Source organism: Photobacterium kagoshimensis, assembly GCF_050337045.1.
GTDB lineage: Bacteria > Pseudomonadota > Gammaproteobacteria > Enterobacterales > Vibrionaceae > Photobacterium > Photobacterium kagoshimensis.
Map to the genome: position 1 here is coordinate 102,157 of NZ_JAKJSO010000016.1, position 14,659 is coordinate 116,815.

At 44.3% G+C, this 14,659-nt stretch carries 12 protein-coding genes; all 12 read left to right on the forward strand.

Annotated elements, in window-relative coordinates; all coding sequences use genetic code 11:
* Nucleotides 1-101 precede the first annotated feature (101 nt).
* The 12 genes from L4C35_RS15690 (at nucleotide 102) to L4C35_RS15745 (ending at nucleotide 14,585) form a co-directional block, all read left to right on the forward strand.
* Complete coding sequence (locus L4C35_RS15690; RefSeq protein ID WP_428463777.1) at nucleotides 102-1,589, forward strand: transposase; 1,488 nt, start codon at nucleotides 102-104, stop codon at nucleotides 1,587-1,589.
* A gap of 146 nt (nucleotides 1,590-1,735) precedes the next feature.
* Nucleotides 1,736-2,065: a DMT family transporter gene (locus tag L4C35_RS15695; protein WP_428463778.1), complete on the forward strand. Its 330-nt coding sequence runs from the start codon at nucleotides 1,736-1,738 to the stop codon at nucleotides 2,063-2,065.
* 296 nt (nucleotides 2,066-2,361) lie between these two features.
* Complete coding sequence (locus tag L4C35_RS15700; RefSeq protein ID WP_428463779.1) at nucleotides 2,362-5,190, forward strand: ATP-binding protein; 2,829 nt, start codon at nucleotides 2,362-2,364, stop codon at nucleotides 5,188-5,190.
* A 331-nt stretch (nucleotides 5,191-5,521) separates the two neighbouring features.
* The gene (gene tal / locus L4C35_RS15705; RefSeq protein ID WP_428463780.1) at nucleotides 5,522-6,472 is read left to right on the forward strand and encodes a transaldolase; all 951 of its coding nucleotides are present in this window, start codon (nucleotides 5,522-5,524) and stop codon (nucleotides 6,470-6,472) included.
* 90 nt (nucleotides 6,473-6,562) lie between these two features.
* Nucleotides 6,563-8,557 carry a transketolase gene (gene tkt, locus L4C35_RS15710; RefSeq protein ID WP_428463781.1) on the forward strand — a complete coding sequence of 665 codons (1,995 nt, stop codon included), beginning with the start codon at nucleotides 6,563-6,565 and terminating at the stop codon, nucleotides 8,555-8,557.
* Nucleotides 8,558-9,118: 561 nt separating this feature from the next.
* Entirely contained in the window at nucleotides 9,119-9,520 is a 402-nt protein-coding gene (locus tag L4C35_RS15715; protein ID WP_428463782.1) for a DUF2170 family protein, read from the forward strand.
* Nucleotides 9,517-10,203: a PspA/IM30 family protein gene (locus L4C35_RS15720; protein ID WP_428463783.1), complete on the forward strand. Its 687-nt coding sequence runs from the start codon at nucleotides 9,517-9,519 to the stop codon at nucleotides 10,201-10,203. The genes L4C35_RS15715 and L4C35_RS15720 overlap by 4 nt, the downstream gene beginning before the upstream one ends.
* Nucleotides 10,204-10,235: 32 nt before the next feature.
* Nucleotides 10,236-11,282 carry a potassium channel family protein gene (locus tag L4C35_RS15725; protein ID WP_428463784.1) on the forward strand — a complete coding sequence of 349 codons (1,047 nt, stop codon included), beginning with the start codon at nucleotides 10,236-10,238 and terminating at the stop codon, nucleotides 11,280-11,282.
* Nucleotides 11,275-11,910 carry a YjfK family protein gene (locus L4C35_RS15730; protein ID WP_428463785.1) on the forward strand — a complete coding sequence of 212 codons (636 nt, stop codon included), beginning with the start codon at nucleotides 11,275-11,277 and terminating at the stop codon, nucleotides 11,908-11,910. The genes L4C35_RS15725 and L4C35_RS15730 overlap by 8 nt, the downstream gene beginning before the upstream one ends.
* Before the next feature lie 28 nt (nucleotides 11,911-11,938).
* Nucleotides 11,939-12,355 (forward strand): DUF350 domain-containing protein, encoded by a 417-nt coding sequence (locus L4C35_RS15735; protein WP_428463786.1) that lies wholly within the window; start codon nucleotides 11,939-11,941, stop codon nucleotides 12,353-12,355.
* A 10-nt stretch (nucleotides 12,356-12,365) separates the two neighbouring features.
* Nucleotides 12,366-12,983: a DUF1190 family protein gene (locus L4C35_RS15740; protein ID WP_048899673.1), complete on the forward strand. Its 618-nt coding sequence runs from the start codon at nucleotides 12,366-12,368 to the stop codon at nucleotides 12,981-12,983.
* Nucleotides 12,984-13,652: 669 nt separating this feature from the next.
* On the forward strand, nucleotides 13,653-14,585 hold the full coding sequence (locus L4C35_RS15745) for an endo alpha-1,4 polygalactosaminidase (RefSeq protein ID WP_428463787.1): 933 nt from the start codon (nucleotides 13,653-13,655) through the stop codon (nucleotides 14,583-14,585).
* The last annotated feature ends 74 nt before the right edge of the window (nucleotides 14,586-14,659 follow it).

A 14,659-nucleotide genomic window follows, 5' to 3' on the forward strand; every position in this document is an offset into this window, starting at 1 on the left:
TCATATACGGCCAAACCTTAAAAACCTTGGTCTATCAGCAGTAACACTCACTCCGCACTGTTATTCTATATTTTGATTCTAGATGGTAATAAGCTGACATGATGACATCACAACCCATTCAACCCATCCAGCCTTTATTACCTGAGGCCGTCGAACATTTACAGCTTAACCACTGTAAAACCGTAGGCTGCTGTAACTATGGTTCTAAAAACGTTGATGATTATGTCATTCAGCGAACCAATCCAGAACGACCAACATTAGTGTGCAGGGAGTGTGGCGCATTTCCGCCCGTTCTGAGTAATAGTGATGTCGTAGAAGAACTGACTCGCTTGAAGGTCACCCAATGCAGTGGTTTACCTGCCTGTAGTAACCCAAAATGTGAAAACTTAGGGCTTGCCGTATTAACGCACCGCCACCTATATCACGCTTTTGGTTACAGTGGTGATCGTCAACGCTATCGCTGTAAAAGCTGCCAAGGCACTTTCGTTGATCGTTGGTCTGGCTTTAATAACAAACATTTAGTACAACAAAAACTGCTGGCGATGCTGTTCACTGGCTATGCCATTCGCGATATTTGTCGCCGCTTGAGCATGAATCCTAAAACCTTTTACGATCAACTGTCTCATATTGCCAGCCGTTGTCGTCGTCAGCTTGCTATGTTTGATGCACGCCTCTTCAAGCACGCGCAGGATCTCTCACTTGCTTCTAATCTGACGAGCTTGCAACCGCAGAGTAGCAATGGTGTATTGTGGATTTCGACTTGCGAGGCAACGTCTGGCTATGTTGTTGGTCAGCATTTGAACTACCAAGCCGCCGATCAAGATGATAAATACTTAGAGCATGACCCATTTCAAGTGGGAACGCGCTTCATGGCACCGCCATCAGCCTTACTTGAGACCAATCCCCCTCCACCTTCGCAGGGTATTTTGGCGCGAGTCGATAATAAATACCGTGAAGTATTATCACGTCCGCAACTCGAAGACCCACTCAGTAACCAAGCACGTATTAATTACCCAACGAAAGGCTGCTTGATCAGACCACAATACACTGTGTATGCACATTACCTTCAGCTTGCTAGCCAACTGGAATACAACCAACAACTTGCGATTTTCATGCCGCAAGAACCTTTGATGCGCTCAGCCGTTGTGTCTATTTTCTTGGATCGCATCAAGGCAAAAACCATTCATCCTGTCTACGTTGAGCAGGACGAACAATGGCAATCCGATATGGAAGCTGATCGCATAGATATTGTTTTGCTAGGTTGGTGGCGAGATCGCTGGGCATTCACCCGTAATAACGACATTAGCAAAGGCATTTGTCACTTAGCTGGTGAAAAAGAAAACGAGCGCTACTGGCTAAATACTGCAACCGATCGTGCTGTATTAGCGTATCAGCAACGATTCCACGATCAATTTGCACAGTTAGTGAATGAACCTCGCCGCAAACTTCGTCCTGCAGGTTTATTACCGTTACTCGATATTTATCGTGCTTGGCATAACCTATGTCGACAAGACAAGACAGGTCAAACCCCAGCTCAACAAATGGGCTTAACATCAGCGCCGCTAACCCTAGAGCAATTGCTGAACTAAACCGTTATCCACCACCTAGACAACAAGAGGTGGCGGCCCTTATTATTACCAAGTGGTAAAAGTAATTTATATAAAGTGGTGATTATCATTTATTAATAAACAATTAAACTGTGCTCTCTTTTGGAAAACATAGATTAGAGGGTGTTATGGGTTGGTTATTTCTTATTTTAGGTGTGATGGCAGAAGCAACGTCACATGTAGCATTGCGTGCAACAAATGGTTTCACCAACTTATTACCCAGTAGCATTGTTATTCTTGGTCACCTTCTTGCTTTTCTATTTCTGGGCCAAGCTATGCGATCACTGCCAGTCGGTATTGTTCACGCGATGTGGGCTGGAATGGCGATAGTCCTTGTCACGGCGATGTCTAGTATTATCTACAAACAGCATCTGGATGCCAAAGTGTGGCTTGGCATGGTAGTGGTCGCCATAGGTATCGCGATTATTAATTTGTCAGGCGCACCTCACAGCCATTAATTTTCGCCGACTAGACGCAAGATTCTTATGCCAGCCCGAGCGCTTAAATAACGCATAAGAATCCTCCTACATATGGGCGGCCCTCAAACGAATAAGCAATAAAGTGAGCATGATTACTGCTACGCCGCCCTCAGTAACAACAGCAGAATGATGAATTGCTCACAGATTTTTGATCCTGACAGCTAAATTATTCCGATAACCTCACTCCCTGCATATCCATGCTGATATATTTGTTTACGAGATGTTAAATAAAACACGTATCAATTCATCAGCATTCGTTACAGGGATAGTCGGACATGCAGTTTTTCCCAAACCGTATTAAACCCATTTTATTAGCCAGTATGCTATGCGTTGGCATATTGCCTGCATTTATGTACAGCTGGATCAGCAATGAAAAACTCACTTCGGTAGCATTAGATCAAATTGCGAGTGGCATGATCAGCCGAACCAATATTGCAGCCCAGAACCTTGACGACCTTATTCAGCGTCACGTCAAAGAACTCAGCGATCTTGCCCAATCCCCCATACTGACATCGTCACCATTAATCTCTGCCTCGCCAGCTATCATCAGTAAATACCTTCAACAATTAACGGCTGGTGAATCCGTTTACAATGCGATTCATCTCATCGAAAAAAGTACCTTTTACGCCACGCCAACCTACCAAGTCATCGATTCATCACATCAAGGTGCTGTTAACCTGAGCCAAGAAGTGGCCAAATTTAGTATCGATAATTTTAATCAGCTAGAACAGCAGTACCTCAACTCGGGTAAACAGGTGTATCTCTTTGTACCGCCCAACATAGCACAAGCGCCTTGCTTATTTTTAATCACCCGAGTCGCCGATAGCACAGCGGTACGTTACCTACTGGTTGAATACCGTTTAAGTGAAATCAATGCCCGATTGCGATTTTTAGGTAAACAAATCAGCAATACCGACTTTGCGTTTATTGTTAACCAGCAAGGCGATATCATGCTGGCGGGTGACTATCAAGGCCAAGCATTGCAAACCTTTGCCGACTTTAAATTCAACCTAAAAGCACAAAACATCAACCGTACTCAGCCGCAAATTATCCAATATAAAGATCGCTACCAAGCGTCATTTACCGCGACTGTGACAACCATTGATTCATTACAGGGCCCCGATTTACCGAATTGGTCTTTAGTGACTATCACACCGCAAAAGACTGTCACCAGTTCTATTGATGCGCTACAACATTATTTTATGTTGGCACTGCTCTTTACCGCTTTGGTTATCGTCACGCTGGCTGTTGTATTAACTAAACGCATCACCGATCCATTAGCAAAACTGTCACGGTTCGCCGCCCACTTTAAACTGGGTAACTTTGCAGCCAGTAAGCACTTTAAAGGCCCCCATGAATTTCAAGTACTGCATGATGCCCTAAACCAAGGGGCTGAACGAATTGCTTATGACACCAATCGCCTTAATCAGGCGCTACACAAAGCCAAGTCTGCCGATCAGGCCAAATCCGCCTTCTTAGCCAATTTATCGCACGAAATCCGCACCCCAATGAACGGGATGTTGGGCCTGTCTCAGCTATTATTAAAAACCGATCTGACTCGCGAACAAGAACACCATCTCAATACGCTACTCGATTCTGGCAAACACATGATGTCTTTGCTTAATGACATTTTGGACTTTTCAAAGATTGAGCAAGGGCAACTTAAACTCGACCCTACCCATTTTTGTTTTACTGACTTAGTCGGCACCATAGAAAGTACCTACCACTCGTTAGCCAAAGAGAAAGGCATTGCCTTTCACATTCATTGCGAGTTAGATAAAAACGCCTGGTTCTATGCCGATAAAGCACGTATCCGCCAAATACTCTTTAACCTGATCAGTAATGCCATTAAGTTTACCGAAGAAGGCGAAGTGAATGTCACTTTGCGGCTCCAGAACGGCCAAGCAAGCAATGAAAAACAACTGACGATCATCACCCAAGATACGGGTATCGGCATCGCGGCAAATCGTATTAATCAGATTTTTGATCCATTTGCCCAGGCTGAAATATCAACCAGCCGCCGCTTTGGTGGCACGGGATTAGGGCTCAGTATTGTCCGTCAACTAGCCGAACTTATGCAGGGTGATGTTCAGCTTGAAAGCATCGAGGGAAAAGGAGCCACATTTACCGTCAACCTCACGCTACAAAAAGGCCATTACGAACCTCAGCAAACACCAGAGATCAGCTTTGATCAAAGTGCCTTTCAACACCTAAAAGTATTGATTGTGGAAGATAATCACTTAAACACCCTGATCATTGATTCCTTCCTTAAACAAAGGGGCTTCATCACCACCGCTGTAGAAAATGGCGCAGAAGCTCTCGATATTTTGCAGCACCAGCTGTTCGACCTTATTTTAATGGATAATCACATGCCAGTGATGGATGGCATTGAAGCAACGAAGCGGATCAGACGTTTACGTACCGACACCCGCAAAGTGCCTATTTTTGCTTGCACCGCTGATGTATTTGAAGAAACCCAACGCAATATGATGGCGGCTGGGGTTGATTGCGTGATCACCAAACCTCTGGATGAGCGAAAACTATTAGATGCACTACAGCGCTTTAAAACTAAAATCACCGCAATGGCGCAACTACGGGCAGAAGTAGAAAGCAGTCTTAGCTCAAGGCCAACCCCACCCTCAAGCAACAATCAGGTTACAGCTGCGGAAGTGTTAGCTACCCACTCAGCGAGCGACTCACCTACCCAATTGATCGGTAGCAGCGCACATTCAAGTCATTTGCATCCAAATTATCACCATGTTGAGTTAACTGAATTACTTGAGATGATGGATGGTGATTACGAGATAGTTCAAACCTTCTTAGTCATGTTTGCCACCGAGCATGATCATGATGTTGATAAATTAGAACAAGCACTCGCTGAACAAGATTTTAGTCGGGCCATTCTTATCAGCCACTCATTAAAAGGCGCCTCTGGCAGTATCTGTGCAGGCGCTGTTCGCCAAGCGGCCACCATTGTCGAAAAACAGGTGAAAACGAATACCTTGCCGCTAGAGGAAGATCTCGCTGAACTGCGTAAACAGCTCGCCATGTTAATCCATGAGATCCATGAACATACGCTGGATGAAGTCGAAAACAGCATCTAATGGTGCGCATTTGATCACCATGCAGATCAAATGCGCATTCAAATTAGATTTGAATCAGGTCGCAGTTAACGAACCAAAGACGATAAAAAGCTGTGAACTGGTAGAAATGATGGAATAAATGAGATCAAAGCACGGTTTAGCGTGCTTTATAATTGACAGAATATGCCAAAAAGATAATTATCATTCCATCAATTGCTCTCAAGCAAACCAAATGTTCACGTAGTGATTCTTTGGTACAAACATAAAATGTCACAAGGCAGTAAAGATAATCTTGTTAATCAATATCTGAACTAGCATTGAGACAAGTCCAATACGTAAAAGGTTGATAGATATGAGCACTAAACTAGAACAATTGCGCGCGCTTACTACTGTTGTTGCTGACACCGGTGACATTGAAGCAATCAGCAAGTACAAGCCTGAAGACGCAACAACGAACCCATCGTTGATCCTGAAAGCCGCTCAAATCGCTGAATATGCACCTCTTATTGATGCATCGATTGCTTACGCAAAAGAGCAAAGCAACGATAAAGCACAGCAAGTGCAAGATACTTGCGACATGCTAGCTGTCAGCATTGGTAAAGAAATTCTTAACGTTGTACCTGGCCGCATCTCTACAGAAGTTGATGCTCGTCTTTCTTACGATACAGAAGGCAGCATTACTAAAGCACGCCAACTGATCAAAATGTACAACGATGCTGGCATCACTAACGACCGTATCCTGATCAAACTGGCTTCTACTTGGGAGGGTATTCGCGCAGCTGAAGTCCTAGAAAAAGAAGGCATCAACTGTAACCTAACGTTGCTATTCTCGTTTGCTCAAGCGCGTGCTTGTGCTGAAGCGGGTGTATTCCTTATCTCACCTTTCGTTGGCCGTATTATGGACTGGTACAAAGCGAAAGAAGGTCGTGATTTCGAAGCACAAGAAGATCCAGGTGTTGTTTCAGTATCTAGCATCTACAACTACTACAAAGAGCACGGTTATAAGACTGTTGTTATGGGCGCAAGCTTCCGTAACATCGGTGAAATCCTAGAACTTGCTGGCTGTGATCGCCTAACTATCGCCCCTCAGCTGCTTGCTGAACTAGAAGCTGCTGAAGGTGAAGTCGTAGAGAAACTAATCGACTCTAACGGTACCAAAGAGCGCCCAGCGGCAATGACTCACGCTGAGTTCCTATGGGATCACAACCAAGATGCAATGGCCGTTGAAAAACTAGCTGAAGGTATCCGTAACTTCGCGGTTGACCAAGGCAAACTAGAAACAATGATTGCTGAGCGTCTATAAGACTAAAATCTATTTCAGAAAGCGGCCTAATAGCCGCTTTCTTATTTTTATCGTTTTTTGTTTCAAACAAATTCTATAGTGGAAACCAATATGGAACGTAAAGTATTAGCTAATGCAATCCGTGCCCTAAGCATGGACGGCGTACAACAAGCAAACTCTGGTCATCCAGGCGCACCTATGGGTATGGCTGATATCGCTGAAGTACTGTGGCGTGGCCACATGAACCACAACCCACAAAACCCTGAGTGGGCTGATCGCGACCGCTTCGTGCTGTCTAACGGTCACGGTTCAATGCTAATTTACTCTCTACTTCACCTGACAGGTTACGATCTCTCTATCGATGATCTAAAGAACTTCCGTCAATTGCACTCTAAAACACCAGGTCACCCTGAATACGGTTACGCACCGGGTGTTGAAACAACAACGGGTCCTCTAGGCCAAGGCATCACTAACGCTGTTGGTATGGCGATGGCTGAAAAAGCCCTAGCTGCACAATTCAACAAAGAAGGCCACGATATCGTTGACCACAACACATACGTGTTCATGGGCGATGGCTGTCTAATGGAAGGTATCTCTCACGAAGCATGTTCACTTGCTGGCACACTAGGCCTAGGCAAGCTTGTTGCATTCTGGGATGACAATGGTATCTCTATTGATGGTGAAGTTGAAGGTTGGTTCTCTGACGATACGCCTAAGCGTTTCGAAGCGTACGGCTGGCATGTGATCCCTGCGGTTGATGGTCACGATGCTGACGCAATCAACGCTGCGATTGAAGCGGCAAAAGCGGAAACAGGTCGTCCAACACTTATTTGTACTAAAACTATCATCGGTTTTGGTTCACCAAACAAAGCGGGCTCACACGATTGTCACGGCGCACCACTAGGCGCTGAAGAAATCGCAGCGGCACGTGAATTCCTTGGTTGGAACCACGGTCCATTTGAAATCCCAGCTGACATTGCAGCAGAGTGGGATGCGAAAGAAGCAGGCGCAGCAAAAGAAGCAAGCTGGAACGAGAAGTTCGCAGCGTACGAAGCGGCTTACCCTGAGCTAGCAGCAGAATACAAGCGTCGTGTAAACGGTGAACTACCTGCACAGTGGGAAGAAAAAGCATCTGCAATCATTGCCGATCTTCAAGCTAACCCAGCGAACATCGCATCACGTAAAGCATCACAAAATGCACTAGAAGCATTTGGTGCTATGCTACCAGAATTCATGGGCGGCTCGGCTGACCTTGCGCCTTCTAACCTAACGATGTGGTCGGGTTCTAAATCGCTAACAGCTGCTGACTTCTCAGGTAACTACATCCACTACGGTGTACGTGAGTTCGGTATGACAGCTATCATGAACGGTATTGCACTACACGGTGGTTTCGTACCATACGGTGCAACTTTCCTAATGTTCATGGAATACGCGCGTAACGCAATGCGTATGGCTGCACTAATGAAAGTGCAAAACATCCAAGTCTACACGCACGATTCAATCGGCCTGGGCGAAGATGGTCCAACTCACCAACCGGTTGAGCAAGTATCTTCTCTACGTCTAACACCAAACATGAGCACATGGCGTCCATGTGACCAAGTTGAATCAGCGGTAGCTTGGAAACTGGCAATTGAACGTAAAGATGGCCCAACATCGCTCATCTTCTCGCGTCAAAACCTAGCGCAACAACCACGTGATGCAGAGCAAGTTGCTAACATCGCTAAAGGTGGTTACATCCTGAAAGATTGTGCTGGCAAACCAGAACTTATCTTTATCGCAACAGGTTCTGAAGTTGAACTAGCAGTAGAAGCGGCAGCACAACTAACGGCTGAAGGTCGTCAGGTTCGCGTTGTTTCTATGCCAGCAACAGACGTGTTCGACAAGCAAGACGCAGCGTACCGCGAAGCAGTATTACCAGCAGACGTAACGGCACGTGTTGCTGTTGAAGCAGGTATTGCTGACTTCTGGTACAAGTACGTTGGTTTCGGTGGCAAGATCATCGGCATGACAACATTTGGCGAATCTGCACCTGCAGGCGAGCTATTCAAAATGTTCGGTTTCACCACTGAAAACGTAGTGAACACAGCAAAAGAACTACTAGCGTAATAATCAATACAGCGTTAAGTGACATCACTTAACGCTGTTATTTCGCTATACGAATACTAAAAATAAAAGTTCTAACTTTCTTCAGATAGCTAGAACAGAATCCCTTCTTATATTGCCGAACAGTTGTTCGGCTTTTTTTTATCTCACATTCCCGTGAATAAAAAAGGACTGGCGTCGATGCCTATAAATACACCCCAAATGTATTTGTCTACGTGCAATTATTCTTTGTTATTCGTCTTTTCGTTGCACCATAAGTGCTCATTAATTGTTCCCGCCATCCATCCTCTGTGGCACAAGCTCAGTATGAAGTGTCTGTTTTTTGACGACTCGTTACATAAAAAAGCCTAATCTCTTCACAATTTATCTGATATCTGTTTAAACTTGCAGCTATATCATGGATATAACGTCATAATATGTGAGCGTTTTTTGGCTTCACTTTTATACCGTTTGATACAAAGTAAATTGAACGTTTTTCCATTTTGTTGGATCTAATACACATTGTAGCGAAGGTAACTCACGCCTTCGTTCACTATGTTAAACACACTAAAAAAGGGGCTCACAATGACGTGGCAACTACCTGAACTTCAATCGTTACTTAGCGCACATGATGGCTGGAAAGTTGAAGCTTCCGATCAAACACTGATCATCAAGAATGAAGACCAAATCGAAGCTTATCTTGCGGTAGCTGGCGAGCAAATTTTGGTTGAAGTCCTGTTGTTTGCACAACAACAAGTTAAAGACGTTAGTGCACTGAACGAATTTGTACTGCGTACCCATAAAATGTTCCCACTATCAACCATTGGCCTAAGCGACCTAAACGGCGAAAGTTACTACGTTGCCTTTGGTTCGTTATCTTCACAATCAAAAGCGGAAAGTGTCGTTATTGAAGTGGCGACCCTATACCGAAATGTTGAAGCTTTCATTGAGCTTTACCAAGACCACCTAGCGGAGAATGCAGCATGAGTGTTTGGAAAAAACTAGTAACAGCCCTTAAAGGCGGTGCAAACGAAGCGGCTGAAGCAGTTGCAGACAATCAAGCATTACGTATTCTTGACCAAGAAATCCGTGAAGCAAAATCTGAACTACGCCGCTCTGATGAAGCGTTAGTGAAAATTGTCGCTAAGCGCAAAATGTCATCACAGAAAGTCGCGAGCTTCGAGCAAGGCATTAATGAGTACGAAACTCACGCTCGTGCTGCAATGGATAAAGGCCAACAAGATCTTGCCTTAGAGTGTGCACAAAAAGTCGCAACGCTTCGTAACGAACAACAAGCTGAGCAAACTTACTTGGATCAATTCACGCAATCTGAACAGAGCATGCGCACAAACATTGCCCAAGCCAAAGACAAACTGCGTCAACTTGAGCAGCAAGTCGATGTCGTTAAAGCAAATGAAGCCGTACAAAAAGCGCAAAGTGCAGTATCAGCAACCAATGTTGGTGCTAACGCAAAAATGCACACTGCTGTTGAGTCACTCGACCGTATCAAACGCCGCCAAGCTGAAAAATCAGCACAACTAGAAGCTGCCGCTGAAATGGCTGAAGAGCAATCTGGTAGCAGCCTTGATAAGAAACTCGCAGAAGCGGGGATTACTCCAGGTGGCACACAATCAGCAGAAGATGAACTAGCACGTATTCTAGGTAAATAACCACTTACCAAGTGTGAAAAAGGAGGTTGTGGATGTCGATGTGGTTACTCTTACGTCGCTGGGTATTAACCCAATTTGGTCAATTGAGCGGACGAAACCTGCTGTTATCGTCAATAATGTATGCAGCAATCAGCTGGCTATTACTGCGCTTTGCAGGTGAGCATGCACTTACTCACTCGTTGACCGATTTCATCTACTACCTCTTTGTTACAGCTTCAACCGTTGGCTATGGTGACATGTCGCCAACCACAGACCTCGGAAAATGGGTGGTTGCCCTATTTGTTATTCCCGGTGGTCTAGGTTTGTTTGCCATCGGTGTTAGCCGTATCGCTAGCTTGCTGATCCATTACTGGAAAGGCGGGCTAATGGGAAAACGGAGTTTAAAAGTGAATAAACACATTCTTGTGCTCGGCTGGAATGAACAACGCACCCTGAGCCTGCTCAATATGCTGCTGCACGAAGAGCAAGGTCGCCGTGATATCGTGCTATGCGTTCGCCCTGAAATGGAAAATCCATTACCAGGCAAAATTGAATTTGTTCGTGTCGTCAGCTTTACCGACAAAGCAGGAATGGCACGAGCAGGTGTCGCTGACGCCGATTGCATCATCATCGATAACCCTGAAGATGATGTCACCCTATCAGCATCATTATATTGTTCAAACCAAAACCCAGAGGCGCACTTACTGGCTTACTTCAACGATGAAGCCTTGAGTGACTTGCTAAAACAACACTGCCCAAATGCAGAGTGCATTCCTTCTGTATCTGTTGAGATGTTAGCCAAAGCGGCAGTTGATCCTGGCTCGAGCGAACTTCACCATGAATTGCTCAGCACCAACAAAGGGATGACCCAATATTCGGTAAACTTCCCAAGCGACAAAGAAGAGACGACGGTAGCCCCCCTCTTCTCGTTATTTAAAAAGCAGCATGATGCGATTCTAATTGCCATTGATACTGGTAAAGGTGTGGAACTGAATCCGCCACTCAATAAAGTGGTTACAGCAAATGCCAAGCTGTTTTATATCGCCGATGAACGCGTAAATACTTTTCACTGGCACACATTAGGAGAGCACGATGTTTGATTGGCTTAAAAAGAAAATGGCGCCGGAAGCACCCAAAGTTGAAGCGCCAGAAGTGCTTGGTTTACGCCTTGGTGGTGCCTTTGAACTGGATGATTTAAAGCTCAAGCTCATTGAGCCAGACTTAATCATTGAAGGCGCAGCACGCACCCATTTAATCCAAGCCGTGGGGGAAGTTAACTTAGATGAACAAACCCGCCTGCTGCGTTACTACACCGACGATGACGGCTTTGTGCAAGTCCTCCAGCATGGACGTTCAGAAGCCGATGTTAGCGAAGTGAAACTGTACTATTTTTACCATACCAAACCCATAGATACACAAAGCCAGTGGCAAGATACCCTCGATAACCAAATTGTCCTACCAAGCAAACAGCTTGAAGGGTACGATTTTGAAAAAGTATGGGAAAACGAGCGCCCTGTCGCCATGACAGAAAAAACCTATCTCTTGGACGGTACGGTAAGTGAAACCGACCAGTTTGTGATGGTTTATGAACGTGAAGCGGCAACTGAACAATATGAGTCACTCATGGTATCTGGCGAAGAAAAAATCATCAATAACCGTGCTGAATGGAGCCTAGTCACAAGCACTGGCTTTAACCTCACCCCAACAGATTTCACCTTAATCGGTTAACCTACATTAGATAGTTATAGGATTTATCATGGACGTTTTTAGTCAATCACTTGCCGGCCTTGGCGCATTTTTACTGTACTTCTCACTGTCATTAGTCTTCTTGATGCTGTTCAAGTTTGTCTATGTCCGCTTTACGCCATATGACGAATGGAAGTTGGTAAAAGAAGACCAAAACACAGCCGCAGCCATCGCATTATCGGGCTCAGTGTTAGGCTATAGCCTAGCGATTGCAGGTGCCGCTTCTAACTCAGTCAACTTAATTGATTTTGCTATTTGGGGCCTAGTCGCACTCGTAGCACAGCAGGTTGCCTTTGTTATTATGCGCTTTGGTTTTATGCCTAAAATCGTTGAACGCATTGAAGCGGGTGAAATCCCAGCAGGTATTTTGATGGCTGCAACCTCGGTCTCGGTTGGCCTCTTAAACGCTGCGTGCATGAAATACTAGGAGACGGACGATGAAACGAAGTGAACGCGTCGTCCTCGCCAGCATGCGTAAAAACTGGCGTCCCTACATGGTGACACCGCTAACCGCAGTATTTGCAGGTGTAGCACTAACAGGCTGTAGCGATAACAGCACAGAAGCCGAGATCTACCACTCTCTCGATGATTGTATTAGCGATAACCCAAGCTACACAGAGCAGTGTCAATCAGCGTATCAGTTTGCCTTACAAGAAGCCTCTCGCACAGCACCAAAATACCAATCAATGAATGATTGTGTGGCTGAATTTGGCTCAAATGGTTGTATGCAATCACCAGGCAATAACTGGTTTATGCCAGCCATGGCAGGCTTTATGTTCGCCCGTATGATGGATAATAACCGTGGTTATTACTCACAGCCGATGTTCCGTTCTTACTACCCAGGCAGCGTATTCTACGACCGCTGGACAACAGCAGATGGCTATGACTATGGCCGCAGCTCATACCGCAAAACAACGGTACGAGTCGGTAAAGATCAGATGAAGCCGAAAGCAACCACCAGCCGCACGATTTCACGTGGTGGCTTTGGTTCTAGTGTGTCAGCTAAATCAGGCTGGAGCAGCAGTAAATCATCCAGTAAGAGCTGGGGAGGCTAACCTCGTTTCAAGCTCTGTTCCAATACCGCTCATACAATACAAATTGTCAGGCGGTATTGGTGCTTTTCGATTAGCTCATAACTTGTCGTAACCTTATATGAGAGTTAGATCACAGCGTCACAAATGTTTTTATTTTCATAAAAGCATCAATCACTCAAAGAACATCACTGCCTGTTCATCACAGCGCGGGAATCCATACAAACATATTCACCAGCAACTGCTTATTATCATTCACTAATTAATAAACAATTCACTCTTATATTTATTATTATCACATCGTAAATAAACGCGTATTCACTCTGGTTTCACTCTCGCCTTATTGTCATCAATTTGTTAAATCATGCTTCGTTAAAACCATTGCATATTGAAACTCAGTGTAAAAGTTGATTAAATTAGCAGCATCACACGTTACACCGTGTATGAATCATTTTTATAATTGTGATAATTTTATTAATTAGCACTTTTCAATGTAAATAAACCAACATACTTGATTTATTTTGCGATGACGTATTTTCTAAAGTTCATTAATAGCAACAGCTATAAAGTTTAACTGCTATCAAATATACATTAATTACAAGCCGCTTTTATATTTCGGCTTGATGTTTATGTATATCTAGAACTCAAGTCTACATATCTATTATTAATAGATAATAAATATTATGAGAGCTTATGCGATTATTATCTGCTGTATTGGTTTCATCTTTATTCCTTGCTGGTTGTAATTCAGGATCAGATCAAGCAGAAAACAACGACAAGTCCTCAGGGAGTACCCCTGTAGCACCGCCAATAGATGGGCCAACAACGCCTACACCACCGGTTGTTCCCCCTGTTGAAGTACCTAAGCTCGATCCAAATGTTGCCCCTATCACTAACGGTAGTTGGTATCGTCCGGGCCCGCTAACAACTTGGCAATGGCAGCTTAGCGGTACAGTGAATACTTCTTATAATGTCGATATTTACAATATTGATTTATTTGATTCATCAACAGATCTTATTCAAGGTTTACAACAGTCAGGCAAAAAAGTTATTTGTTACTTTTCTGCAGGCTCTTATGAAAACTGGCGTCCTGATGCCAATGAATTCAAAGAAAGTGATTTAGGTAACAACCTTGATGGTTGGCCAGGTGAACGCTGGCTAGATATTCGTTCGACGAATGTTATTTCAATCATGACCAAACGATTAGAGCTAGCAAAAGAAAAAGGTTGTGATGGGGTCGAGCTCGATAATATGGACGGTTACTCAAATAGCACTGGCATTAATTTATCGAATACCGATCAGCTCGCGTATAATCGTGCAGTGGCTAATACTGCCCACCAACTCAATTTATCTATTGGTCTTAAAAACGATCTAGACCAAATTCTTGAACTGGTTGATTATTATGACTTTGCAATTAATGAATCGTGCACCGAATATAACGAGTGTCATTTGCTTAATCCCTTTATTCAAAATGGGAAGGCAGTGCTAAATGCTGAATATTTAAAGAAATATGTTGATGATGAATCCGCTAGAAATGCCATGTGTACGCAATCGAAGCAGATGCAGTTTAGTACCTTGGTGCTGCCTCTTGAATTAAACGACGCATTTCGGATCAGCTGTTTATAACAACAACGTAATAAATCGCTAAACACAAGTAACAAAAAAGCACACTTGCGTGTGCTTTTTTGATTATTGCAGTT

Excerpts from the sequence above, each read along its gene's own strand:
- L4C35_RS15690 (WP_428463777.1), top strand. The coding sequence starts at position 102 with ATGACATCACAACCCATTCAACCCATCCAGCCTTTATTACCTGAGGCC.
- L4C35_RS15695 (WP_428463778.1), top strand. The coding sequence starts at position 1,736 with ATGGGTTGGTTATTTCTTATTTTAGGTGTGATGGCAGAAGCAACGTCA.
- L4C35_RS15700 (WP_428463779.1), top strand. The coding sequence starts at position 2,362 with ATGCAGTTTTTCCCAAACCGTATTAAACCCATTTTATTAGCCAGTATG.
- tal (WP_428463780.1), top strand. The coding sequence starts at position 5,522 with ATGAGCACTAAACTAGAACAATTGCGCGCGCTTACTACTGTTGTTGCT.
- tkt (WP_428463781.1), top strand. The coding sequence starts at position 6,563 with ATGGAACGTAAAGTATTAGCTAATGCAATCCGTGCCCTAAGCATGGAC.
- L4C35_RS15715 (WP_428463782.1), top strand. The coding sequence starts at position 9,119 with ATGACGTGGCAACTACCTGAACTTCAATCGTTACTTAGCGCACATGAT.
- L4C35_RS15720 (WP_428463783.1), top strand. The coding sequence starts at position 9,517 with ATGAGTGTTTGGAAAAAACTAGTAACAGCCCTTAAAGGCGGTGCAAAC.
- L4C35_RS15725 (WP_428463784.1), top strand. The coding sequence starts at position 10,236 with ATGTCGATGTGGTTACTCTTACGTCGCTGGGTATTAACCCAATTTGGT.
- L4C35_RS15730 (WP_428463785.1), top strand. The coding sequence starts at position 11,275 with ATGTTTGATTGGCTTAAAAAGAAAATGGCGCCGGAAGCACCCAAAGTT.
- L4C35_RS15735 (WP_428463786.1), top strand. The coding sequence starts at position 11,939 with ATGGACGTTTTTAGTCAATCACTTGCCGGCCTTGGCGCATTTTTACTG.
- L4C35_RS15740 (WP_048899673.1), top strand. The coding sequence starts at position 12,366 with ATGAAACGAAGTGAACGCGTCGTCCTCGCCAGCATGCGTAAAAACTGG.
- L4C35_RS15745 (WP_428463787.1), top strand. The coding sequence starts at position 13,653 with ATGCGATTATTATCTGCTGTATTGGTTTCATCTTTATTCCTTGCTGGT.